The organism is Microbacterium sp. ANT_H45B (assembly GCF_008369345.1).
Taxonomy (GTDB): Bacteria; Actinomycetota; Actinomycetes; order Actinomycetales; family Microbacteriaceae; genus Microbacterium.
On sequence record NZ_VOBK01000003.1, the window covers coordinates 196474 to 220341 of the forward strand.

A 23868-nucleotide genomic window follows, 5' to 3' on the forward strand; every position below is an offset into this window, starting at 1 on the left:
CGTCCGACCGCCGAGCGGGGAATTTTCAGCCATCCGACCCGTCCGACAGCTCCTCCCCAGGTGCAGGGGCGCAGAGGCTGTCCCCAGATCACGGCATTCTCCGTGACCACGGGCCGACGGATGAACGAGGATCGGCGGATGCCCACACTCTTCTTCGCCGCGTACGAGTCGGCATGGGCGCTGGGCCTGATCGGCGCAGACGCGCGGCGCCGCATCCGTGCGGCTCTTCCGGTGCGCGCTCGGTGGCTTGCCGACATCGCACGCCATGACGCAGACAGCGGGCTGGAGTCCATCATCCGTCTGCGGCTGCATCTGCTCGGCATCCGAGTGGAGACACAGGTGTCGATCGACGGGGTCGGGCGAGTGGACTTCGTCGTGGAGAGACGCGTCATCCTCGAAGCCGACGGCAAGGACAATCACGCCGGCCGTTCCGAACGCCATCGTGACCTGAGTCGGGATGCCGCGGCATCCCGACGGGGGTTCGAGACGCTGCGCTTCGACTACGCCATGATCATCCACGGGTGGGACGTCGTGATCGCCGCGATCCTGGGCGCGCTCGCGCGGTCGCGCTCGTGAGCCGGATGGCGGGAGGATTCCCCCATGGCGGATCTCGAGCGCACCCCGGTTCAGCCGTGCGGGGATCCGTCAGCCAGACGGCCGGGACGCCTGCAGATGAGGGCCCGCGAACGAGGGCCCGAGAACGAGGGCCGGCCGGGCTACTCGACCGTGACGGACTTGGCGAGGTTGCGCGGCTGGTCGACGTCGAGCCCCTTGGCCGTCGCGAGCGCCATCGCGAACACCTGCAGCGGCACGACCGCGAGCAGCGGCTCGAACATCGCGCCGGCGAGCGGGATGCGGATGACCTCGTCGGCGAACGGCAGAACCGCCGCGTCGCCCTCTTCGGCGACGACGATCACGCGAGCGCCGCGGGCACGGATCTCCTGGATGTTGGAGACCACCTTCGAGTGCACCACAGCGGAGTGCCGCGGCGACGGCACGAGGACGAATACCGGCTGCCCCGGCTCGATCAGGGCGATCGGGCCGTGCTTGAGCTCGCCCGCGGCGAAGCCCTCGGCGTGGATGTAGGAGATCTCCTTGAGCTTGAGCGCGCCCTCGAGTGCGATCGGGAAGCCCACGTGGCGGCCGAGGAACAGGACCGAGCGGGTGTCCGCCATCCAGCCCGCCAGCTGGCTGACGTGATCGTGCTCACTCTCGAGCACCTTCGCGATCTTCTCAGGAAGCGCCAGCAGCTCGGCGACGTCCGCCGATGCATCGTCGACGGAGCCGCGCACACGGCCCATGTGCAGACCGAGCAGCAGCAGCGCGGTGATCTGCGCCGAGAACGCCTTCGTGGAGGCGACCGCGACCTCGGGACCGGCGTGGGTGTAGACCACGGCATCCGACTCGCGCGGGATCGTCGCCCCCTGGGTGTTGCAGATCGACAGAGTGCGGGCACCGCGCTCGCGCGCGTACTTCACGGCCATCAGCGTGTCCATGGTCTCGCCCGACTGGCTGATCGACACGACGAGGGTGTCGGCCCCGATCACCGGGTCGCGGTAGCGGAACTCGTGGGCGAGCTCGACGTCGACGGGGACGCGCGCCCACTGCTCGATCGCGTACTTGCCGACGAGCGCCGAGTACGACGCGGTGCCGCAGGCGGTGATGATGATGCGGTTGATGCCCAGGAACAGGTCGTCCAGGCCCTCGAGCTCCGGGATCACGACCTGCTCGCCGCGGATGCGTCCGCGGATCGTGTTCGCGACGGCCTCGGGCTGCTCGGAGACCTCCTTGGCCATGAAGCTCGACCAGCCGCCCTTCTCGGCGGCGGCGGCGTCCCACGAGACGTCGAAAGGCTCGGCCTCGACGGGCGTGCCGGCGAAGTCGGTCACGGTGACGGCATCCGGGGTGATCGAGACGATCTGGTCCTGACCGATGGCGAGCGCCTTGCGGGTGTGCTCGATGAAGGCGGCGACGTCGGATCCGAGGAAGTTCTCCCCCTCGCCCAGGCCGATCACCAGCGGCGAGTTGCGGCGGGCACCGACGACGAGGCCGGGGTGGTCCTGGTGCATCGCGAGGAGCGTGAACGCCCCTTCCAGACGGTTGACGACACCGCGGAAGGCGAGCTGCAGGTCGCCGCCGTTGGAGCGGTACTCGCGGCCGAGGAGAGCGGCCGCGACCTCGGTGTCGGTCTCGCTGCGGAAGCGCACGCCGTCGGCGAGCAGCTCGTCACGCAGGACCGCGAAGTTCTCGATGATGCCGTTGTGGATGACCGCGAGCCGGTCATCGTCCGCGAGGTGCGGGTGCGCGTTCTCGTCGGTGGGGCCACCGTGCGTCGCCCAGCGGGTGTGTCCGATCCCGGTGCTTCCGTCGGGAAGCGGGGCGTCGGCGAGGGAGTCGCGCAGCATAGCGAGCTTGCCGGCCTTCTTGCGCATGCCGAGCGATCCGTCGCGGTCGATCACGGCGACGCCGGCGGAGTCGTAGCCCCGGTACTCGAGACGGGCGAGGCCCGCGAGAAGGATCTCCTGGCTGGGCCGCGGGCCCACGTATCCGACGATTCCACACATGGGGTCAAGAATAAGCGCGGGATTTTGCGAAGGTGCCGAACGAACCCGTGGTTTCCGCGCCGACGCGGATGCCGCCGCTCAGAGCTTGCGCAGCAGCACGCTCTCGACGCTGTGGTCGACGCCTTTGTTGAGCACCAGGCGCGCACGGTGCTTGGTCGGCATCACGTTCTCGACGAGGTTCGGCATGTTGATCTCGTTCCAGTATCCGAGTGCCGTGGTGATCGCCTCGTCGTCCGTGAGGTGCGCGAACACGTTGAAGTACGACGACGGGTTCGAGAAGGCCCCCTGGCGCAGGGCGAGGAAGCGGTCGACGTACCACTTCTCGATGTGCGAGGTGTCGGCGTCGACGAAGATCGAGAAGTCGAAGAGGTCGCTCACCGCGACATCGTTCGGCGCGGCAGGCGGCTGCAGCACGTTGAGCCCCTCGACGATCACCACGTCGGGACGACGCACGACCACGCGGGCATCGGGCACGATGTCGTAGCGCATGTGCGAGTAGAACGGGGCGCGCACCTCGGCGGCGCCGCTCTTGACCTCGGTGAGGAAGTCGATGAGGGCTCGGCGGTCGTAGGACTCGGGGAACCCCTTGCGATCCATCAGGCCGCGGCGCGCGAGCTCCGCGTTCGAGTAGAGGAAGCCGTCCGTCGTCACCAGCTCGACCCGCGGCGTCCCCGGCCAGCGGCTCATCAGCTCGCGCAGCAGACGGGCGATGGTGGACTTGCCCACGGCGACCGAGCCGGCCACGCCCACCACGAACGGCGTGGTGGTGTCGTCCTCCTGCAGGAACGAGCTCGTCGCCGCCCCCAGCCGCTTGGTCGAGGTCGCGTAGAGGCTGAGCAGGCGACTCAGCGGCAGGTACACCTCGCGCACCTCGGCGAGATCGAGTCGATCGCCGATGCCGCGCAACTCCACGACCTCGGTCTCGGTCAGCGGCTGGTCGAGCCCCGCGGCCAACCGCGCCCATTCCTCACGGCCGATCTCTCGGTACGGAGACAGCGGCAGCGTGGGATCGGCGGTGGTCACGGATACATCGTAACGGCGCGGCAGTAGTCTCTACCCGTGCGCCTCGGAGTCCTCGACATCGGTTCCAACACCGTCCACATGCTCGCCGCCGACGTCCGGCCCGGAGGGCGGCCTCTCGCGACGACCAGCGACCGCTCCGTGCTGCGGCTGATGCGATACCTCACGCCGGACGGCTCCATCTCGGAAGAGGGCGTGGCTGCTCTCGAGTCGGCGGTCGCGCAGGCGCGTCGGGTCGCCGAGGCCGAGAACGTCGACGAGCTGCTGGCGACCGCGACCAGCGCCGTACGCGACGCACGCAACGGCACCGAGGTGATCGCCCGGATCGAGCGGGCGCTGGGCCAACCGCTGCAGGTCCTCGACGGTGAGACGGAGGCCGCGCTCACCTTCCTCGCGGTCCGCCGCTGGTTCGGGTGGTCGGCCGGCCAGCTGCTGCTCCTCGACATCGGCGGCGGATCGCTGGAGATCGCCGCGGGCGACGACGAGGTGCCGGATGCCGCGGCATCCGTCGCCCTCGGCGCGGGGCGGATGACGGTGCAGTTTCTGCCCCACGATCCCCCCAGCGAAGACGACGTCGAGCGCCTCCGGGAGCATGCGGCATCGACTCTCGCCGAGGTCCTCCCGCGGTTCACCGCCCTGCCCCGGCCGGACCACGTGGTCGGCTCGTCGAAGGCGATCCGCTCGCTCGCCAAGCTCGCCGGATACCCGGTGCCGGGGTGGTCGGGCATCCAGCGCATGGTGCTGCCCCGGGCGTCGCTGGGATCGTGGATCCCCCGACTCGCGCGCCTCCCCGCGACCGCGCGTCAGGAGCTGCCGGGGATCACCGCCGACCGCACATTCCAGATCGTCGCCGCCGCCGTCTCGCTGCACACCGCGATGACGGCTCTCGAGGTCGACGAGCTCGAGGTGTCGCCGTGGGCGCTGCGCGAAGGGGTGCTGCTGCGGTACATCGAGTCGCTCCCATGGGGCGCGCCCGCCTGATCACTCGGTGATCACCGGCGCCCGGTCAGCTCAGGACTCGAACAGCCCCTGCCCCATCGCGACGGCGATGGCCTCATCGCGCGATGACACCCCGAGTTTGCGGTACAGCGACCTGCGCTGCGATTTCACGGTGTTCTCCGAGACGTGCAGGCGCTCGGCGATCTCGGCCACGCCGGCGGTGCGTCGGAGCTCGGTGAGGACCACCCGCTCTCGCGCGGTCAGGCGGGGGACGACGGGTCGCGCGCTCAGGCGCGGCGTCGCGACATCGATCATCTCAGGCCCGAACAGCGCCCTGTCCTCGGCGGGGACGAGGAGGAACGGCGTTCGGAGGCCGTAGGCGTCGGCGATCGCCCTGGCACGGCGCGCGGCCGTCGCGGCCTCCTCGGGCCGACCCGATCGTCGGAGGATCAGCGCCTCCAGTGCCGCGAGGTGCGCCCGCGCCTCGGGCGCCTCGACCTCGATGCCCGCGAGCCTGCGCTGGGCACGCTCGTGGCGCCCGTCGAAGATCTCGACCCTGGCGACCCCGAGAGTGATCATCGCCGCATCGCCGCCCTGGTCGATCAGTCTGCGGGCCGACGCCATGTCGCCGGCTGCGAGGGCGAGCGCGGAGTCGGTGAGGTCGAGCAGTCGCCGCTGGGACCGCGGCTTCCGTCGTCCTCTGCGGCGCCGGAGCGCTCGGAATTCCTCGAGTCCGACCTCGGCACGGCCGAGGCGGATGTCGAGGAGCGCGCGCAGGTGCGCGAGCGTGGGCCAGTGCTCGACCGTCTCGATGATGTGCCAGACGCTGTTGAGGGCGGCCTCGGCGCCGTCGAGGTCGTCGCGCTCGAGGGCGATCTTCGCTTCGGCGATGCGAAGCGGGGTGCCCTGGTACTCGTTGAGCAGTGCCTCGGGCCACGACCGGGCCGCGGCGATGTCCACCCAGGTCTGCGCGGCGACGAGATCGCCGGAGGAGACGTGCACCATCGCGGCCCCGCCGATGGCGACGAGCTGTCCGCTGGGTCGACGCGCGGTCGCGAACGCGCGCTCGAACTCCGCGAGCGCATCGTCGAGCCGATCGCCGTACATCAGGGTGATCGCGCTGTGGGAGTGCAGGTCCTCGACCAGGCCGTCGATCCTGCGCAGCTCGTCGGGCGAGAGGCCCCGGAGGATCCTCGCGGCAGTCAGCGCCGCGTCGACGCCGTCGTCGCCCACCCCGAGGAGACGGCGGACGACCGCCTCGATCACACGCAGCAGCGCACGCTCTGCGCCGTCCGCCGGCGCCCGCCTGGCCCCGATCAGCGCCATGCCCATGAGCTCGACCGCGCGCAGCCGGTGCTCGCGACGGGCGTTGAAGATGAGCGCCTGAGCCATGGCGATCACCGGCCAGGTGCGGAGTTCGAGGATGCGGATGTCGCGCAGCGCGGTCGAGATCGACGCGCCGTGCGCACGGATGAGGGTGAGCCCGCCGCCTTTCAGAGCCGCGTCGACGAGGTCGAGCGACCCGGCCGCCGCGCCCTCCAGCAGGGCCCCGTACCACGCTCCCTGTGCGAGCAGGATGCGCCCTGCGCGGGCGTGCACCGACAGCGGATCGGGCACCGGGTGTGCCGCCGCGGTGGCCGCGCGCACCGGGGCGGAGAGGACGAAGAACGGATGCCCGGGGTCTCCCACCCACTCCCCCTGCCCTGCGGCTTCGGCGCGGTCGAAGACACCGGAGGATCCGCCGAGCGCGGCGACGACCTCGCGGGTGAGGACCTCGGGAACGGCGAGGTGCGCGTCGGGCGCGTCGAGGGGGTGGGGATGCAGGTCTCGCAGCGCGGCGCTCACCTGCTCGGCGCGCAGGTTCTTGAGCTGTCCGATCGCCCGCACGGCCGCGGGCAGCCCTCCGGTGACCCGGTGCACGCCCGCGGCGTCGAGCGGCGATCCGATCAGCGCCAGGTACGCACGGGTCTCCTCGGCGGTGAAGCAGAGCTCCCTGACGAAGTCCGCCTGCAGGGCGGCCGGAACCGCTCTCGGATCGTGCACCGCGGCGCGCAGCAGAAGCCGAGGGTCGGCGGCGAGCAGCCCCTGGATTCTCGTCCAGTCGTCGTCCGACAGAGTGTCGGCGTCGTCCACCAGGAGCACCTCTCCTGTCGGGGCGGGAATGTCGCCGGGGACTCCCCACTCCGCCGCGCGCCCCTGCGCCCACTGCCTCAGTAAGGTCGACGCTCCCGCGCCGACGGGGCCCACGGCCACCACCGCGCGCGAGGGGACCGACAGTGCCGCGAGCAGGCGCGGGCGCGCCACGTGCTGTTCCCACCTCCCCGATGACATCTGATCACTCTAGCTAGAGTGCTGAGGGGTCATGATGAAGGGAACGGCATGCCGCGCGAGCGCTCGAACCGGCCGGAGAGACGCACCGTCCTCCTCCTCGCCGCTGTCAATCTGGTGGGGCTGGGGTCGCTCACGACACCGGTCATGGCCGGCATACCGCTGAAGATCGATGCACTGTTCAGCGCCGACCAGCGCGCCGGAGCTCTCGCCCTGGTGCTGGCGATCGGCGGTGTGTCCGCTCTGATCGCGAACCCGGTCTTCGGCGCCCTCTCCGATCGCACCCGCGGCCGTTTCGGGCGCCGCAGACCCTGGATGCTGGCCGGAGCGCTCGCGGGCATCATCAGCATCCTCGCGCTGTCGGCGGCGGAGTCGTTCGCGGCGATCATCGCGGCGTGGGTGTGCGTGCAGGTGGCGTTCAACGCCACTCTGGCGGCGGCTGCCGCACTGCTGGCCGACGTCGTGCCGGAGGATCGGCGTGCGTCCGCCTCGGGGATCTTCACCGCGGCCGCGTTCCTCGGCGTTCTGCCGCCGCTCGTGCTCACCGCCCTGCTGCCGCGCCAGGTCGACCTCATCGCGCTGGTCATGCCGGCCCTGGCAATCGCCGTGGTCGGGGCCGCTCTGACGATCCGTGAGTCGGCCGCGGGCGACCGCGCGCGTGTCGATCTACGGGCGGCGTTGTCGCCGACCTTCGTCGCCCTCTGGCTGCAGCGGCTGGGCATGCAGTCCGCACTGGGCCTCACGACAGCCTTCACGCTGTACATGGTGATCGACCGCATGACGGGGGACGCCGTCGGCGCCACTCCCGTCGCCATGATCGCCACGCTGCTCGGCGGCGCGGGCATCGTCGTCGGTGCGAGCGTGGGCGGTGCCTGGGCGTCGAGGCGCGGGCGGTACCTTCCGTTCCTGGTCGCTGGCGCGCTCGGTCTCGCCGGTGGCGCGACGATCCGCGCCTTCGCGGACGCCCCGGTCGCGCTCTGGACGGCGACGACTCTGGGAGGACTCGCGGTCGGCGTCTATCTCGCGGTCAACCTGGCTCTGGCCATGCGCGTGATCCCGCAGGGCCGAGGCGGCGCATACCTCGGCGTGCTCAACGCCGCCGAGACCATCCCCCAGATCTTCGGCCCCATGGTCGCCGCGATGCTCCTGCACGTGGGCGCCGGTGATCCGATCTCGGGCGCCTCCGACGATTACATGCTCCTCTATCTCACCGGCGCGGCGGTCGCGGTGCTGAGCATGGCGGCGATCCCGGCTCTGCGTCGGGCGGCTCGCGGCGGCTCCGCCCGGGGTGACTCCGACCTGGGTGACTCCGACCGGGATGGCTCCGACCTCGGGGACTCCGGCGCGCCGGATACCGCCCCGTCCGATAACGCGAACGAGGGCGCCACCTCCTCTCGGAGATGACGCCCTCGTGAGCCGCGATCAGCCGCGAGCGATACGCCTGCGCGTCAGCAGCAGACCTCCCGCGAGCAGCAGCAGCAGGCCCAGGACGACGACCCACGGCGCGAGCTCACCACCCGTGATCGCGAGCGCGGGCAGAACCGGGTTCACCGTCTCGCTCGACACCGGCGGAATCGGCGTTCCGCCGGGAGGCGTCGCGGTGGCCAGCGCCACATTCCTCAGCGTGTGGCCGTCCGCGCTCTGCGAGACGGTCACCGCATAGGTGATGGTCACGGTCTCACCCTCCGCGAGCGAGCCGACCCAGCGAAGCTGCGTGCCCTCGACCGTGGGGGCAGCGACCTCGTGGTCGCCGACCGTCGCCGTGATGCCTCCGGTGAGCCGTGCCGCGTTCAGCACTCCACTCAGGTCATCGGCGATGACCACCTCGTCGAGTCCCGTCTCGCCGGTGTTGATCCCGGTGAGCGTGTAGGTGACGAGGTCACCGGGCGCCACCGCCGATCCCGATCCGGGGTCCGACGTCTTCACGAACGAGAAGCCGGGCTGTGCGACCGGGTGCTCCGTCACCGCCGGCGGAGGCGTCAGCTCGACGCCACCCGGCGGGACCGCGGTTGCCGAGGCGACGTTCGTCAGCAGCTCGCCGCCGGCATCGCCACGCACCGTCACGGAGTAGACGATCGTGACACGCTCGCCGATGCCCAGGTCGCCGACCCAGGTCAGCTGCTCATCGGTGATCGAGGGCGCGGTCGCCGGCTCGCCGCCGACCGTCGCTGACACGTCGTCGTTGTACACGGCGTGCGCCAGCACTCCGGAGAGGTCGTCCGTCACCGTGACGGGGTCGAGCGCGGTCTGGCCGGTGTTGATGCCGGTCACCGTATAGGTGATGACGCTCCCCGGTTCGACGCGGGTCCCGGATGCCGGGTCCGCGCTCTTGACGATCTCGAACCCCGGCTCGTCGACCGGGTTGCTCGTCGTGGCGGGCGGCACCTCGATCGGGGTCCCTCCGCCGGGCGGTGTGACCTCTGCGCTCACGATGTTCTCGATCAGCTCTCCCCCGGCGTCACCGTCGACGGTGACCGAGTAGACGATCGTGACGGTCTGGCCGATCTCGAGAGCGCCGGTCCAGGTGAGCTCACCCGAGTCCGCCGTCGGTCGAGCCGCCTCGACTCCGTCGATCACCGCGGTGGCGTCGTCGTTGTATGCGGCGTGCGAGAGCACATCGGACAGATCGTCGACGATCGCGACGTCGTCGAGCCGGGTCTCCCCCGTGTTGACGCCGGTCACCGTGTAGGTGATGACGCTGCCGGGCTCGACCGAGGTGCCCGTCGCAGGATCCGCGCTCTTCGAGAGCGCGAAGCCGGGGAGGTTGACCGGGTTGGTCGTGGTGCCCGGCGGCGGAGTGAGGGTGTCGCCACCCGGCGGGGTCGCCGTGCCGGTCGCGGAGTTCTCCAGCACCTCGCCCCCGGCATCCGCTGCGACGCGCACGGAGTACGTGATGGTGAGGACCTCACCGGCGGCGAGCGACCCCGACCACGTCAGCATGCCGTCGACCACCGAAGGGGCCGTCACCGCCCTGCCGTCGATCATCGCGGTCGCGTCGGCGCCGTAGGTGCTGTGCGCGAGGACCTTCGAGAGGTCGTCGACGACATCGACATCGAGCGACGTCTCACCGGTGTTCGCTCCGACGAGGGTGTACGTCAGGAGCTGCCCGGGATCGACCGCGGCACCGGATGCCGGGTCGACCGACTTCGCGAACGTGAAGCCGGGCTCGTTGACCGGGTGTTCGGTGGTGACGGTCGGCGGCACCAGAGGGGTCCGCGGCGTGGTAGGGCTGTCGGGATCGCTCGGGTTCTCGGGGATCTGCGGCGTCGCCGTGGCGGACACCGAGTTCGCGATGGTCTCGCCACCGGCATCCGCGTCCACCGTGACCGAGTAGGTGATCACGACGTTCTGTCCGGGCTCGAGGGTTCCGGTCCAGCGCAAGGTGGAGGCATCGATCTCGCCCGTTCCCCGGCTGGCGGCGAGGTCGCCGTTGTAGGCCGCGTGGGCGAGAGCACCCGCGAGGTTGTCCGTGATCTCGACCGGACGCAGCACGGTGCCGCCGGTGTTCGTCCCGGTGACGGTGTAGACGATGGTGTCGCCGGGATCGACCGTGGAACCCGTCTCGGGGTTCGCGGTCTTGCTGATCGTGAAGCCCGATCCGACGACCGGATGCTCCGTGACGACGGCGGGCGGCGTGATCGTGTCGCCGGGCACCTGAGGACCGTCGGGGTCCGCAGGGTCCGGGGTCGTCGGCGTCGCGGAACCCGCGACGGTGTTGCGCAGGACCTCGCCCGCGGCGTCGTCGTGGACCGTCACGGAGTAGGTGATGGTCACGGCCTGGCCGGGCTGCAGCGAGCCCGTCCACGTGAGGTCGGTGTCGGCGAGAGATGCCGCGCCCTCATCGAGCACGGTGTCGTCGATGCGGGTCACGATGTCGTCGTTGTAGTCGGCGTGCGCGAGCACGGCCGACAGGTCATCGGAGAGCTGTACCGGGTCGAGCACCGTGGCGCCCGTGTTCGTGCCCGTGACGGTGTAGTCGACGACCTGACCGGGCTCGACGATCGATCCCGATGCGGGGTCGGCCGTCTTCTCCACGGTGAAGCCTGGGACGGGGTTGCGGGTGGTCTGCGTGGGAGGGACGATCGGATCGAACGGCGCGGGAGGCGTGCCCGATGCGGTGACGCTGTTCTCGATGCTCGCGCCCTCCGCTCCCTCGTTCACGATCACCGAGTAGGTGATCGTGACGGTCTGACCGGCCTCGAGGGTGCCGATCCAGGAGAGCTGGTCGCTGTCGACGGTCGCCGCACCCGTCGTGATCTCGGTGCCGTCGACCGCGGTGACCACATCGTCCTGGTAGGTGGCGTTCGTCAGCACGCCTGCCAGGTCATCCGAGATCTCGACCGGATCGAGGACCGTGTTGCCGGTGTTCTCGGCCTCGACGGTGTAGGTGATCGTCTGACCCGCGGTCGCCACCGTGCCATCAGCCGGATCGGAGGTCTTGCGCAGCTCCAGACCCGGGGTGAGCAGGTCATTGACGAAGACGCAGGTGACGTCGGTGCCGAGGCTTCCCTCGGGCTGGACGACCGTGTTCGTCCCGCTGAGGGCGACCGGGGAGGTCGACCCGTCTGCGTGCTGCTGCACGCAGCTCAGCGAGCTCGCGTAGCGGTCGAGCTCGGCGCTGCCCGCCGCGGATTCCGACAGCGCGAACGAATCTCCCTGGTTGGTGAAGATCGGTCCGGCGTAGTCGGGCTGCAGACCCGTCGCCGCACCGGCGGTGGTGGCGTCGGTGCGCGGCACCTGGTACCCGTCCGGCGAGTCGACCCGCAGGCCGAACTGGTCGGTTCCCGCGGAGCGTCCGCCCGGCAGGTCCTTCTTCAGCGTCAGGGTGTTCGGGAACGTGCAGCTCGACATGTCCGTGGGCGAGAAGTCGCCGAGCGGGGTGCTGTTCACCGTCACGCCGCGGGGAAGGTCGACCTCGATGATGCGGTTGCCGCCGCCCGAGACCGACACGAAGATGTGGCCGAGGTTGCCGAAGGCGATGCCGTTGCCCTGCACGCCGTCGCCCATGAAGTGCACCTGCTTGGCGCCGATGACCGCCGTGCTCGGGGTCAGGGTTGTCGGGATGTCTGCCGAGTAGATGGTGTTGTCCGCGACCAGCACGAGCTGTCCTGATGCGCTGAACGCCATGTCGCCGTTGGCCCCGAACGCGCCGCTGCCCGTCGTGGGCCGCAGCTGACCGATCTGCACGTAGGTCTGCGGGGTGACGCTCTCGTCCCAGGCGTACAGGTTGATGCCGCCGCTGGTCGTGTTGCTCGCGAAGTAGTAGACGCCCGTCTCGGGATGCACCGCTCCGCGCAGGACTGCGGAGTTGAGCCGGAAGGTCGTCCTGGTCGTCTCGTTCGTCACGCGATCGTGCTTGGCGAGCGTCTTGTCGAACGAGCTGTTCGTGACCGTGTACGCGTAGCGTCCGCCGGCCGAGATGCCGAGTCCGTTGTCGGAGTGGTCGGCGCCGAAGCTCTCGGTGCTCAGCGAACCGCCTTCACCCTCCGCGCCACCGTCGAGGGCGACGTCGAACTCCCGCACCTGCGTGGAGCTCTGCACGAAGACCGCTCCCGGCGTGCACAGGAAAGGATCAGCGGCGGCGGCCGGAGCCGCCGTCACGGCAGCCCCGACGACGACGAGCGAGGATGCGAGGACCGCAGCGCTCGAGAGGAGGCCGACGGCCTTCCTCACTCGCCCGCGCCAGCGGCGCGCGTCCGGCGCGGCCTGCGGATCCGATGATGGGTGATGGTGCTCTTGCGCAGCACGGAATCTCACGTGTGTTCTCCCCTGGAAACGAGCCCGCGGCGTTCGCGCGCGCGGGTGAGGTCCAGGAGAGAACAGAGGGACGGTTGTCGAGCGCCGTCGGGTCGTCGACGCACTGCTGTCTTCCGGGACCTCCGCCAGACTGTCCGTCGCGGGGAGGGCAGATCGGCGAAATCCGGGCTTTTCACCCCGGACTTCACCCCGTGCCTCACCCGGGCGTCGCACCCCTGCGAATCGGGGTCACGACACAGGCGCACAGGCGCACGAAAGGCGCGTACGAATCGGGGTCACGAATCGGGGTCACGACACACGCCCGCGGAACGGGCTTCAGACACCGGCGCTCGACACCGGCGCTCGGAGAGCCCGCGGAACGGGGCTCCTGGGGTCAGAGCGAGAGACGCTCCCGCACCACATCGACCAGGCGCTCGGCGTAGGTGTGCGCCGAGTCGGCGTCCGCCGCTTCGACCATCACGCGCACGAGCGGCTCGGTGCCGGACTTGCGCAGCAGCACGCGGCCCGTCTCTCCGAGTTCGGCGACGACGTCGCGAACCGCGGCCTGCACGACCTCGTCGGAGTCGACGGCATCCTTGTCGACGCCGCGGACGTTGATGAGAACCTGCGGGTACACCGTCATGACGGCGGCGAGCTCGGCGATGGACTTCTTCTGCCGGGCCATCTCGGCGACCAGGTGCAGCCCGGTGAGCAGACCGTCACCCGTGGTGGCGTACTCGCTCATGATGACGTGTCCGGACTGCTCGCCGCCGAGCGCGTAGCCGCCCTCGTTCATGTCCTCGAGCACGTAGCGGTCGCCGACCGCGGTCTGCCGCACGGTGATCCCGTGCTCGCGCATGGCGATGTGCAGCCCGAGGTTGCTCATGACCGTCGCGACGAGGGTGTCGTCGGTGAGATGTCCGCGTTCCTTCATCGACACCGCGAGGATCGCCATGATCTGGTCGCCGTCGATGTGCTTGCCCTCGGCGTCCACGGCCAGGCAGCGGTCGGCGTCGCCGTCGTGGGCGATGCCGATGTCAGCGCCGAGACGCACGACGGCCTCGGCGAGGTTGTCGAGGTGGGTGGATCCGACTCCGTCGTTGATGTTCCATCCGTCGGGATCCGCACCGATGACGGTGACGTCGGCGCCGGCATCCCGGAACGTCTCCGGAGAGACGCCCGATGCCGCGCCGTTGGCGCAGTCGAGAACGACCTTGAGTCCGTTCAGGCGGTTCGGCAGCGAGCCGAGCAGATGCACGACGTAGCGGTCCTCGGCGTCGGAGAAACGATCGATGCGACCGACGCCTGCGCCGGTCGGGCGCAGCTTCTCGCCGCCCATGGCGGCCTCGATGCGCTGCTCGACGAGGTCGGGTAGCTTTCTTCCGCCGCGCGCGAAGATCTTGATCCCGTTGTCTGGTGCCTCGTTGTGCGAGGCGGAGATCATCACGCCGAAGTCCGCATCACGGTCGGCGACGAGGAAGGCGAGCGCGGGCGTCGGGATGACGCCGGCCTCGAGCACATCCACGCCGGAGGAGGCGAGACCGGCCGCGACGGCGGCCGTCAGGAAGTGACCGGAGACTCGGGGGTCGCGGGCCACGACGGCCGTGAGCCGCTTGCCTTCGGCCTTGCGAGCCTCCGCAGTACGGCCCTGGCCCAGGACGACGGCAGTCGCCTGGGCCAGGGTGAGCGCGAGGTCGGCGGTGAGGATGCCATTGGCAAGCCCTCGCACGCCGTCCGTGCCAAAGATCGGCATCGGAGCGGTGGACCTTAACGCTTCGAGTACTGAGGCGCCTTACGGGCCTTCTTGAGTCCAGCCTTCTTGCGCTCCTTGACGCGCGCGTCTCGCGAGAGGAAGCCGGCCTTCTTCAGGGTCGGACGGTTGTTCTCCTCGTCGATGCCGTTCAGCGAACGGGCGATGCCGAGACGCAGCGCGCCGGCCTGGCCCGAGGGGCCACCACCGGAGATGCGCGCGATGACGTCGTATCCGCCGGCGAGGTTGAGGATCGTGAACGGGTCGTTGATCAGCTGCTGGTGCAGCTTGTTCGGGAAGTAGTCCTCGAGCGTGCGGCCGTTGACCGTGATCGTTCCCGAGCCGGGGACGAGACGCACGCGGGCGATGGCCTGCTTGCGACGGCCGACAGCGGCACCCGGGACGCTGAGCACGGGGCGGGGAGCCGCCTCGACTGCGTCGGTCTCGGGAGTCGACGTCGAGAAGTTCTGGGGGGTTTCGGTGGTGTCCTGGATGTCAGCCACGAGTATGTCCTTAAGTCTTTACGGCGCTTACTGGGCGACCTGGTCGAGGGTGTACGTCTTCGGCTGCTGCGCAGCGTGCGGGTGCTCGCCACCGACGTAGACCTTGAGCTTCGACAGCTGCTGACGGCCGATGCTGTTCTTGGGGAGCATGCCGCGGATGGCCTTCTCCACGGCACGGACCGGGTTCTTCTCCATCAGCTCGGCGTAGGTGACCGACTTCAGGCCGCCCGGGTAACCCGAGTGACGGTAGGCCAGCTTCTTCTGGAGCTTCTGACCCGTGAGCGCGACCTTGTCGGCGTTCACGATGATGACGAAGTCACCCGAGTCGATGTGGTTGGCGAAGGTGGGCTTGTGCTTGCCACGCAGGAGCGTAGCGGCGTGCGAAGCCAGGCGGCCGAGAACGACGTCAGTGGCGTCGATGACGACCCAGTCACGCTGGACCTCGCCGGCCTTCGGAGTGTAAGTGCGCGTCACGATAGTGCTGCTTTCTTGTTCGAACGGAGAAGTTCGTGAATCCCACTCCGGGGTGGTTCCTCCCTACAGGGATGAACACGCCAGTGGAGGGCTCACGTTCGTTAGCACTCGGCAGTCGAGTACCAAAGAGACAGCCTACGTCATGCGAGGCGATCTCCCAAACCGAGCGCGTCTCGGTGATCAGTCGAACCGCGTGGTGACGAGGATCGGGCGATGGTCGCTCAGCCCCTGCGGCAATGTCGTCACGCGCTGGATCTCGAACCCGACCGAGGTCGCGAAGTCGTAGTGGCCGCGGAACACGCGGTACCGCGTGTACGTGTGATCGTCGCTCATCGTGAGCGCGTAGCCGTGCTCACGCACCGTCTTGCCGAGGTTCTCCTTGAACACCGGGTAGTTGTAGTCCCCGACCATCAGCTGGGGAAGCCCCTCGCCGAGAGTGGCGAGCTCGGTCAGCGCCGCGCGGATCTGGTGACGGCGCAGCGAGTTGAGCGCGGTCAGCGGCGCGGCGTGGAAGGACGCGGCGATGAACTCCCGACCTGCGTCGATGTCACGCAGCCTCGCCCCCAGCACGCGCTCGTGCGCGGGCTTGGCGATGCGGTCGTGCAGGGACTTCTTCAGCTCGATCGTCCGGATGCCCTGCAGGTGGAACTCGCTGGCCCGATAGAACATCGCCAGACCCAGCCTGTTCGCCTGGGTGGCGTCGGCGAGGATCAGGTCGCCGATGGACTCCGGAAGGTCGGCCACGTCGCATTCCTGCAGACACAGGATGTCGGGATCGTGCTCCGAGACGAGAGCCACGAGTTCACTCGCGGCTCTGTGCTTCTGCAGGTTGTAGGAGATGACCTTCATCGCTGTTCACGCTAGTGCGTCAGTCTTGGATTCCGGTGAAGATCATCGACCCTTCGCAGGAATGCCGTCTTCCGGTCATCTGCCCTCCGTGCGATATCTTGCATGCGTAAACATCCTATGTTTGACTTCGGCTCAACCCGCGAGAGCGGTCATTAAGCCTTATTTCTCGCGGCATATCACCGCATCGGAAGCTGAAACATAGGAGTTGTAGCTGATGAACGTTTCGCAGACGGCCCCGACGGACGCCCCTCTCGGGCGCGACAAGAACATCCGCCGCACCGCGTGGGCCGGGATCATCGGAAGTGTGGTCGAGTACTACGACTTCACTCTCTTCGGACTCGCGGCAGCCCTGGTGTTCGGCCCGCTCTTCTTCCCCGACGCCGACCCCGCGACCCAGATCATCAGCTCGCTGCTGACCTTCGCGATCGGCTACCTGGGCCGCCCCATCGGGGGCATCCTGTTCAGTCATTTCGGCGACCGCATCGGGCGCAAGCCCATGCTGGTGACGACGCTGATGCTGATGGGGGTCGCGACCCTGGCGATAGGCCTGCTGCCCACGTATGCGCAGGTCGGGCTGTGGGCGCCGGTGCTCCTCGCACTGTGCCGAATCCTGCAGGGCATGGGAGCCGGAGCGGAATATGTCGGCTCACTCGTCATGATGGCCGAGTCCGGAGACCGCACGCGTCTCGGCGTGCGCGTCGCACTCCCCGGGATGGGCGTGTTCGGCGGAATCGTGATCGCCACCGGCGTCTTCGCCCTGATCTCCCTGCTCCCCCAGGATGCGCTCCTGAGTTGGGGGTGGCGTGTCCCGTTCTTCGCGAGCATCGTCACCCTCGGCATCGGGATGTGGATCCGCACCGGCATCAACGAGACAGAGGAATTCCTCGCGGTCAAGGCGACAGGACGCGTCGTGCGGTTCCCCCTCGCCGAAGCCGTCCGACACCAATGGCGCGAGATCCTCATCGGCTTCGGTGTCAACGGGCCGTACTTGGCGTTCTCCTCCCTGACCCAGGTCTACCTGTTGTCCTATCTCACGGGAACCCTGGGCTACCCGGCATCGTTCGGGCTCGTCGCCAACCTCGTCTCCTCCGCGCTCGCCATCGGGGTCGTGCCCCTGGTCGGCCACCTCGGTGACCGACTCGGACGCCGCCGAGTATGGCTGTTCGGGTGCGGCGTCTTCGCGATCTTCGGCTCCCTCGCCTTCCCTCTGCTCGCGACAGGAAGCGAACTCGTCATCGTCCTGACGATGGTCCTCGGCATCTCCCTCGGCCTCGCCACCCTCTATGCCACCCAGGGCGCGATCCTCACGGCGCTGTTCGACCCTCAGTACCGGCTCTCCGCGGTGGTCCTCGTACGAGAACCCACCGCCGCCCTCATCGCCGGTCCCACCCCGGCCTTCGCCGCGTGGCTCGTCCTCGCCGCAGGCGGTTCTGCGTGGCCGGTCACCATCTTCTTCCTCGTCGCCGCACTCGTCGCAGCAGGAACCGTGCTCTTCGCCTGGAAGCAGCTGGGACGCGTCGAATCCCGCTGAAGGCTCGACCACGACGCTGCCGAGAGGCAGGTCGATCCTTCGCGGGGAGGTCGACTCCCCCGGTCACTCGTCGTAACCCCAGCGGATCCCGAGCACCCCCGGCCCGAACCCGTGCCGCACGAGATGGACGGACCCGCTGCGCACCGAACGGATCGACGACACGTACTCGGCATCCGTCTCGATGTACTCCTCGCACCAGCTCGGCACAGCCTCCGGGTGGAAGCGCGCCCAGATCAGGCTCTCGCGCGATTGCCTCGACGTACCGTGCCAGGCCGACTGCCGCGGCGGGTAGCCGACGGGGAAGGTCTCGGTGAACTCGAACAGGGTGGTCGCGCCGGTCTCGATCGGCTCGTCGAGCGCGATCACCACCCCGGAGAGCAGGCGCCCGGGGTGCAGGTATTCGCGGTCGACGCGTCCACCCACGACATCGGAGATCGTCGACATCACCTCGGTCTCCCTCGGAGCGACGTCGATCAGCGGCACCTCGGAGATCGTCCCCTTCGTGGACTGCACGAGACACCGCATGATCATCTTCTCGACAGCTCCGGAGGCGCCCACGAACACCGTGACATGCGTGGAGAGATCGCGGAGCGCATCCTGAGGCGCGGCGTGCAGCTCCCTCAGGGTCTCCTCCGTCTCCCGCTGTTCCCGCTCCTCGTCGAACGGCAGCCGCGGCGGCGCCACGGGCCCCAGACGCGCGGACGCGCGCAGCAGTCCGCCCAGATGTCCGCGATGAAGACCGAGGCGGTCTTCGATGCCGTCGACGACACTCAGCGACTGCGCCCCCTCGGGCTGCCGATCGCCGGAGCGCCAGTAGCTCAGCGTCGCCATCGAGACCGGGTTGCCGTCGTCGATCAGCTGGCTCCGCAGGCGCGCGAGAGTGATGCCCCGTTCCGAGATCGCCGCGCGGAGAGCAGCGGCGAAACGGCCGCCCTGATCGTCGACCCGCTCCATCATCGTTCCCCGGCGCCGTGTGTCATCGGCGCTCCCTGCGCTCTCTGCGCAGTCGCCGCTCCCTGCGCAGTCGCCGCTCTCGCGCGACCGCCGGCGTCTCGTCACCGAGGGGGCCGACGTCGCCGGGGAACAGCGCGTCTCGCGCGAGCTGTCGCTCTCGGCGGCCACGTCGGGCATCGGCATCTCCGATGACCGGAGCGAGCACGATCAGAGCCGTCGAGACGAGGAGCACCGCCCGCGCGTCCATGCCCTCCCACTCCGCCCAGATCGCCCCCGTGCCCACCATGAGCCCGGCGGCTCCGACGGCCGACAGCCCCCGTTGCAGGCGGACCATCGCCCGAGCGCCCGAGAGCAGCGGTTCGACCAGACTCACGTCGACACGACGGGGTGCACCATCCGAGACCCACCGAGTCAGCGCCCGTTCCCGCGCGAACTGCAGGACGACTCCTCCGGCCCAGGCCAGGATGCCGAGGGCGGCGCACACCGCGATGGCCGCACCGCTCGCCAGACTCAGCACGTCGATGCCGTTCTCGATGGGCTCGTCCCAGTAGACCGGATCGCAGGTGCGGCACTGCTGCCGCATGAAGACCGAGAGCATGAACGCCGCGAGCGAGATGAGTGTCGCAGTGAGCAGGACGTTCGCGACACGAGCGAGCGCCCGCGCGCTCGGGGCCGAGAGCCAGCCGGGCACGACGGCCCGCATCGCGGCGTCGCGTCGGTCGGCGTCCGCCGCGACTGCCGCGGGGACGAGCCGCTTCCACCGGCCCCGTTGCTCGCCGATGCGCGCCGCGTCGCGCTCGACCCATCGTCGGCCGAGCCGCCGCACGGCCGCCGCACCCGACGCGAGCACGACGAAGACGAGGAGCACGACCCACATCACCGCATCCTCGCGGAGATCTTCGGCGAAGAGCACGGCGAGCGCACAGAGGCCGCCGATGCCCACGAAGGACCAGAACAGCGCCGTGCCCGTGCTCCGCAGCAGCCCAGCGGGCGCGTCGCGGAGCTCGAGGCGCAGGGAGCGCTGCGGCACGGCATCCGGATGCCGTCGCGCCGCCGCCTCGACGGCGCGGAGAGCCGCGAAGCGCTCGATGACGATCACGAACGGGACGACGATCGCCAGCACGGCGGCCACGAGCAGGAAGACGCCCATGCTCGCGCGGAACAGCGGGTCGAGGTCGATCTGCCAGTAGAGCGAAGACAGCGCCTCCTCCCCCACGATCCCGATCACGACGATGCCGACGAACGCGTAGAGCGTGCCGACGATCAGGCCGATGCATGTGTCGAGCACAGCCCGCCAGAACGCCCATCCCGGTGACGAGACCTCGACGACCGCCGCAGCGGGTCTCATGCGCTCGTCCGGTCGCGGCGAGCGCGAGTCTGCTCCGCCCTGGTGGAGAGCAGCTCGTCGGCGGGGTACCCGACCTCGGTGAGCGTCAGGCCCCTCGCTGCCAGCACCTTGAATTCGCTGGTGCGGGTGAGCGCGTCGCGCAGCACGACGAGGTCGTCGACATCGAGGCGGCCCTCGCCCACCGCCGCGCATGCGCCGACAAGCGCTCTGACCATGCTGTGACAGAAGGCATCGGCTTTGACCTCGGCGACCAGCACGCCCTGCGCATCCCTGCTCCAGCGGTAGTCGAGCAGGGTGCGGATGGTCGTCGCCTCCTCGCGCGGCTTGCAGTACGCCGCGAAGTCGTGGAGTCCGATCAGCGTCCGCGCCGCGGCATCCATCGCGCTCTCGTCGAGGATGCCGCGGTGCGACGTCGTGTCATGGCGGCGGATCGGGTCGTAGGCCGCGGCTTCGTCGGCGAGCCGGTAGCGATAGCGCCGCCACACGGCGGAGAAGCGCGCATCGAACCCCTCGGGAGCGATCGAGCTGCGCGTCACGCTCACGTCGGAGTAGGCACTGAGGACACCGCGCATGCGCCGGGCGATGGAGGCCGCCGGATCCTGCGGGGTGCGGCCCTGTCGCGACTCGATGCGCGCCCACTGCTCCTCGTCGAGGTCGACGTGCGCCACCTGCCCCTGGGCGTGCACGCCGGCATCCGTGCGGCCGGCGACCACGAACTGCACGTCGGAGCCGACGATGCGCGCGAGCGCCGCTTCGAGGGTTCCCTGCACGGTGCGCAGGGTCGGCTGCTTGGCCCACCCGCGGAAGTGGGTGCCGTCATAGGCGATGTCGAGCCGGATGCGCACGGATAAAGCCTAGGCCGTAGCCGTTCGCCGCCCGATACCGGTCAGATCCCGCCGTCGATCGAGCGGATGAGATCGCCCGGCTCGTCCGGCACCATCACCTGGGTGTCGCGGTTGAGGCTCTCGCCACGGAAGAACCGCTTCGACCGCGGGAACAGATACCAGGCGAACATGAGCACGAGTCCGATGGCGAGCGAGCCGATGCCGATCACGAAGGTGCCGCCGATGCCGAAGAGGACGGTGTAGCCGTAGTCGACGTCCCACATGTCGATGGCCGACTGCACGAAGGCGCCCGTGAGCATGAGGCCTCCGAGCAGCGGGAACAGGCCCTTGAAGAAGAAGTCGCGCGCCGACGAGGTGAGGTCCTTGCGGAAGTACCAGACGCAGGCGAAACCGGTGATGGCGTAGTAGAACGCGATCGCGAGTCCCAGCGACAGGATCGAGTCCTGCAGGATGTTGTCGCTGATCAGGGTCATCCCGACGTAGTAGGCCGAGGCGACGACACCCATGACGACGGTCGAGAACGACGGCGTCTTGAAGGTGGGGTGCACCTCCTTGAATTTCGCGGGCAGTGCGCGGTAGACCCCCATCGCGAGGGTTCCGCGTGCGGTCGGGAGGATCGTCGTCTGTGTGGAGGAGACCGCCGAGATGATCACGGCGACGACCAGCATCCAGCCGAACGGCCCGAGCAGGCCGTCCTTGATCGCGAGGAAGAAGTCGTCGGCATTGGCCTCGTTGCCCAGGCCCGTCCCCGTGTCGCCGAGTCCCGCGTACATCATCGCCGCGATCGTGACGCCCACGTAGGTGAACAACAGGATGACGGTCGTCAGCAGTGCGGCACGCCCCGGGATCTTCTTCGGGTCCTTCGTCTCCTCGTTGAGGGCGAGACAGGTGTCCCAGCCCCAGTAGATGAAGAGCGCGAGCAGGATCGCCTCGGTGAAACCCGACCAGTCGGTGAAGGCGAACGGGTTCAGCCACTCGAGGTCGAACGGCGTGGGATCGGGGGCCGTGCCTCCGAAGAACTGCCACAGCGCGGCCACGACGAAGATCGCGAGAGCAAGGTACTGGATGCCGAGAAGGATGTTCTGGATGCGTTCGCCGATCTCGACACCGCGCCAGCTCACCCACGTCATGGCGGCGATGAAGAGCACCGCGACGAGGATGATCCGCCAGTCGTTGTTCTCGAGATCGAATCCGATCAGCGACCAGAAGTACACAGACGCGATCTGGGCGAGGTTCGCGAGCACGACCATGCCGGCGACGGCGACGCCCCAGCCGCCCATCCAGCCCACCCAGGGACCGAAGGCCTTCGTCCCCCAGGTGAACGTCGTCCCGCAGTCGGGCACCGCGTTGTTGAGCTCGCGGTAGGCGAACGCGATGAGGAGCATCGGCACGAAAGCGATGATGAAGGCGATCGGCGCCTGCGCTCCGACGGCGAGCACCACGAATCCGAGCGTCGCGACCAGCGAGTACACCGGCGCAGTGGACGCGAGACCGATGACGGTGGACCCCCACAGGCCCAGCGAACCGGTGGCGAGCCCCTTGCCGTCGGGGCGTTCGAGATGGATCGGCGTCGTAGCTGACATGCTCAGAAGATACGGCCGCCACGCTTATCGCGTCAATCGTTTTCTTCGCGCGACGATTTCCGATGGTGTGATCCCGCTACCGCGACGAAATCGGTGGAACTATGCCCGCCCCGTCATCGCGTCGGCATGATCGGCCACCCATTCGACGAGAGGGAGCATCCGCTGCATGAGATCACGTCCGAGCGGCGTCAGGCTGTATTCGACATGCGGAGGCACCGTCGGGAACGACTCACGATGCACGAGGCCGTCGTCGGCGAGCGTGCGCAGAGTCGAAGCGAGCATCTTCTCGCTGATCCCGCCCACCTCGCGCCGCAGCTCGCCCCAGCGCTGGGTGCCGTCCGACAGCGACGACAGCACGAGCACACCCCATTTGCTCATCACGTGGTCGAGGACGACCCGCGTGCTGCACCCGGGCTCGAAGACCTGCGGCGTGGATTCCCGGATCTGCGCATAACTAACCGTCACGTAGGTACCTTACATCAAAGTGGGTACCCACGATCTGGAATGCCCGGTCGCCTCCCCGAGGTTGATGCACGTGTCACCTACGAAAGGACACCCCATGACCATCCTCGTCACCGGCGCGACCGGCAATCTCGGACGCCTCGTCATCGCCAGCCTGCTCGAGCGCGGAGCGGACCCCCAGTCGATCGTCGCCGGCGCCCGCGACGTCGCGAAGGCCGCCGACCTGGGTGTGCGGGTCGCTCACCTCGACTACGCGGAGCCTGCGACGATCGCCGCCGCACTCGACGGCGTCGACTCGGTGCTGCTGATCTCGGGCTCGGAGGTCGGCCAGCGCACTGCCCAGCACCGGGCGGTCATCGACGCCGCGACGGATGCGGGTGTCACCAAGTTCGTGTACACCAGCGCCCCCAAGGCCACCACGAGCGACCTCGTGCTCGCACCCGAGCACAAGGCCACCGAGGAGCTCATCGCCGGCTCGGGTCTGCCGTCCGTGATCCTGCGGAACAACTGGTACACCGAGAACTACGCCGCGGACCTCTCCCGCGCATCCGAGACCGGCGTGCTCGCCGCCGGCGCGGGGTCCGGACGTGTGGCCTCGGCCAGCCGCAAGGACTTCGCCGACGCCGCCGCCGTGGTGCTGCTCGACGACGGCCACCTCGGTCAGGTGTACGAACTCGGCGGCGACGTCGCCTGGAGCTACGACGATCTCGCCGCGGCCATCGCCGATATCTCCGGCCGTGAGGTCGTCTACCACTCGCTGACGCCCGACGAGCAGCGCGAAGGCCTCCTGGCCGCCGGCCTCGACGAGGGCACGGCAGGATTCGTCGTCGCCCTCGACGCGGGAATCGCCTCCGGCGCACTTGGCGACACCGACGGCACCCTCTCCCGCCTCATCGGTCGGCCGACCACGCCGCTGGTGGACGGCCTGCGCGCGATCGCCTGAGACCGCCACGCAGCACGAAGGCGCCGGCCCCTGAGGGGT

Annotated in this window: 18 protein-coding genes; 5 read left to right on the top strand and 13 right to left on the bottom strand. The window is 69.2% G+C overall.

Translation table 11 applies throughout. The annotated features are described in order from the left end of the window. Window positions 1-138 precede the first annotated feature (138 nt). Window positions 139-576: an endonuclease domain-containing protein gene (locus FQ142_RS13155; protein ID WP_262492151.1), complete on the top strand. Its 438-nt coding sequence runs from the start codon at window positions 139-141 to the stop codon at window positions 574-576. 140 nt (window positions 577-716) lie between these two features. Here FQ142_RS13155 and glmS read toward each other — a convergent pair whose 3' ends face one another. Next, window positions 717-2564 carry a glutamine--fructose-6-phosphate transaminase (isomerizing) gene (gene glmS, locus FQ142_RS13160; RefSeq protein WP_056412265.1) on the bottom strand — a complete coding sequence of 616 codons (1848 nt, stop codon included), beginning with the start codon at window positions 2562-2564 and terminating at the stop codon, window positions 717-719. A gap of 78 nt (window positions 2565-2642) precedes the next feature. Further along, on the bottom strand, window positions 2643-3587 hold the full coding sequence (coaA, locus tag FQ142_RS13165; RefSeq protein WP_149423663.1) for a type I pantothenate kinase: 945 nt from the start codon (window positions 3585-3587) through the stop codon (window positions 2643-2645). Between the two features lie 36 nt (window positions 3588-3623). On the opposite strand from coaA, the gene FQ142_RS13170 reads away from it, so the two are divergent. Further along, complete coding sequence (locus tag FQ142_RS13170; RefSeq protein WP_149423664.1) at window positions 3624-4565, top strand: Ppx/GppA phosphatase family protein; 942 nt, start codon at window positions 3624-3626, stop codon at window positions 4563-4565. 30 nt (window positions 4566-4595) lie between these two features. Here FQ142_RS13170 and FQ142_RS17685 read toward each other — a convergent pair whose 3' ends face one another. Next, on the bottom strand, window positions 4596-6854 hold the full coding sequence (locus FQ142_RS17685) for a helix-turn-helix transcriptional regulator (protein WP_149423665.1): 2259 nt from the start codon (window positions 6852-6854) through the stop codon (window positions 4596-4598). Between the two features lie 48 nt (window positions 6855-6902). On the opposite strand from FQ142_RS17685, the gene FQ142_RS13180 reads away from it, so the two are divergent. Next, window positions 6903-8255, top strand: coding sequence for an MFS transporter (locus FQ142_RS13180; RefSeq protein WP_149423666.1), 1353 nt, complete (start codon window positions 6903-6905; stop codon window positions 8253-8255). An 18-nt stretch (window positions 8256-8273) separates the two neighbouring features. Here FQ142_RS13180 and FQ142_RS13185 read toward each other — a convergent pair whose 3' ends face one another. The 5 genes from FQ142_RS13185 to FQ142_RS13205 all read right to left on the bottom strand — a co-directional run bounded on the left by FQ142_RS13185 (window position 8274) and on the right by FQ142_RS13205 (window position 16163). Continuing rightward, on the bottom strand, window positions 8274-12524 hold the full coding sequence (locus FQ142_RS13185) for an isopeptide-forming domain-containing fimbrial protein (RefSeq protein ID WP_262492152.1): 4251 nt from the start codon (window positions 12522-12524) through the stop codon (window positions 8274-8276). A 457-nt stretch (window positions 12525-12981) separates the two neighbouring features. Then, window positions 12982-14340, bottom strand: a complete 1359-nt coding sequence (glmM, locus tag FQ142_RS13190; RefSeq protein WP_056412284.1) for a phosphoglucosamine mutase — start codon at window positions 14338-14340, stop codon at window positions 12982-12984. Between the two features lie 14 nt (window positions 14341-14354). After that, window positions 14355-14840, bottom strand: a complete 486-nt coding sequence (gene rpsI / locus FQ142_RS13195; protein WP_056412286.1) for a 30S ribosomal protein S9 — start codon at window positions 14838-14840, stop codon at window positions 14355-14357. 27 nt (window positions 14841-14867) lie between these two features. Next, window positions 14868-15314, bottom strand: a complete 447-nt coding sequence (gene rplM, locus FQ142_RS13200; RefSeq protein ID WP_045253410.1) for a 50S ribosomal protein L13 — start codon at window positions 15312-15314, stop codon at window positions 14868-14870. Window positions 15315-15494: 180 nt separating this feature from the next. Beyond that, a complete protein-coding gene (locus FQ142_RS13205) occupies window positions 15495-16163 on the bottom strand; it encodes an endonuclease/exonuclease/phosphatase family protein (RefSeq protein WP_056412288.1) in 669 nt (222 codons plus the stop codon). 214 nt (window positions 16164-16377) lie between these two features. Here FQ142_RS13205 and FQ142_RS13210 point away from each other — a divergent pair, with 214 nt between their 5' ends. Continuing rightward, a complete protein-coding gene (locus FQ142_RS13210) occupies window positions 16378-17694 on the top strand; it encodes an MFS transporter (RefSeq protein WP_149423668.1) in 1317 nt (438 codons plus the stop codon). A 63-nt stretch (window positions 17695-17757) separates the two neighbouring features. Here the strand turns inward: FQ142_RS13210 and FQ142_RS13215 are convergent, their stop codons facing one another. The 5 genes from FQ142_RS13215 to FQ142_RS13235 all read right to left on the bottom strand — a co-directional run bounded on the left by FQ142_RS13215 (window position 17758) and on the right by FQ142_RS13235 (window position 22889). Further along, on the bottom strand, window positions 17758-18648 hold the full coding sequence (locus FQ142_RS13215; RefSeq protein ID WP_149423669.1) for a hypothetical protein: 891 nt from the start codon (window positions 18646-18648) through the stop codon (window positions 17758-17760). A gap of 22 nt (window positions 18649-18670) precedes the next feature. Continuing rightward, entirely contained in the window at window positions 18671-19996 is a 1326-nt protein-coding gene (locus tag FQ142_RS13220) for a hypothetical protein (RefSeq protein WP_149423670.1), read from the bottom strand. Continuing rightward, on the bottom strand, window positions 19993-20841 hold the full coding sequence (gene truA, locus FQ142_RS13225; RefSeq protein WP_149423671.1) for a tRNA pseudouridine(38-40) synthase TruA: 849 nt from the start codon (window positions 20839-20841) through the stop codon (window positions 19993-19995). Before truA ends, FQ142_RS13220 begins: the two co-directional genes overlap by 4 nt. A gap of 41 nt (window positions 20842-20882) precedes the next feature. Continuing rightward, window positions 20883-22424, bottom strand: a complete 1542-nt coding sequence (locus tag FQ142_RS13230) for an APC family permease (RefSeq protein WP_056412301.1) — start codon at window positions 22422-22424, stop codon at window positions 20883-20885. A 99-nt stretch (window positions 22425-22523) separates the two neighbouring features. Then, window positions 22524-22889 carry a winged helix-turn-helix transcriptional regulator gene (locus tag FQ142_RS13235; RefSeq protein WP_045253415.1) on the bottom strand — a complete coding sequence of 122 codons (366 nt, stop codon included), beginning with the start codon at window positions 22887-22889 and terminating at the stop codon, window positions 22524-22526. 94 nt (window positions 22890-22983) lie between these two features. Here FQ142_RS13235 and FQ142_RS13240 point away from each other — a divergent pair, with 94 nt between their 5' ends. Next, window positions 22984-23829 (top strand): SDR family oxidoreductase, encoded by an 846-nt coding sequence (locus tag FQ142_RS13240; RefSeq protein ID WP_149423672.1) that lies wholly within the window; start codon window positions 22984-22986, stop codon window positions 23827-23829. The last annotated feature ends 39 nt before the right edge of the window (window positions 23830-23868 follow it).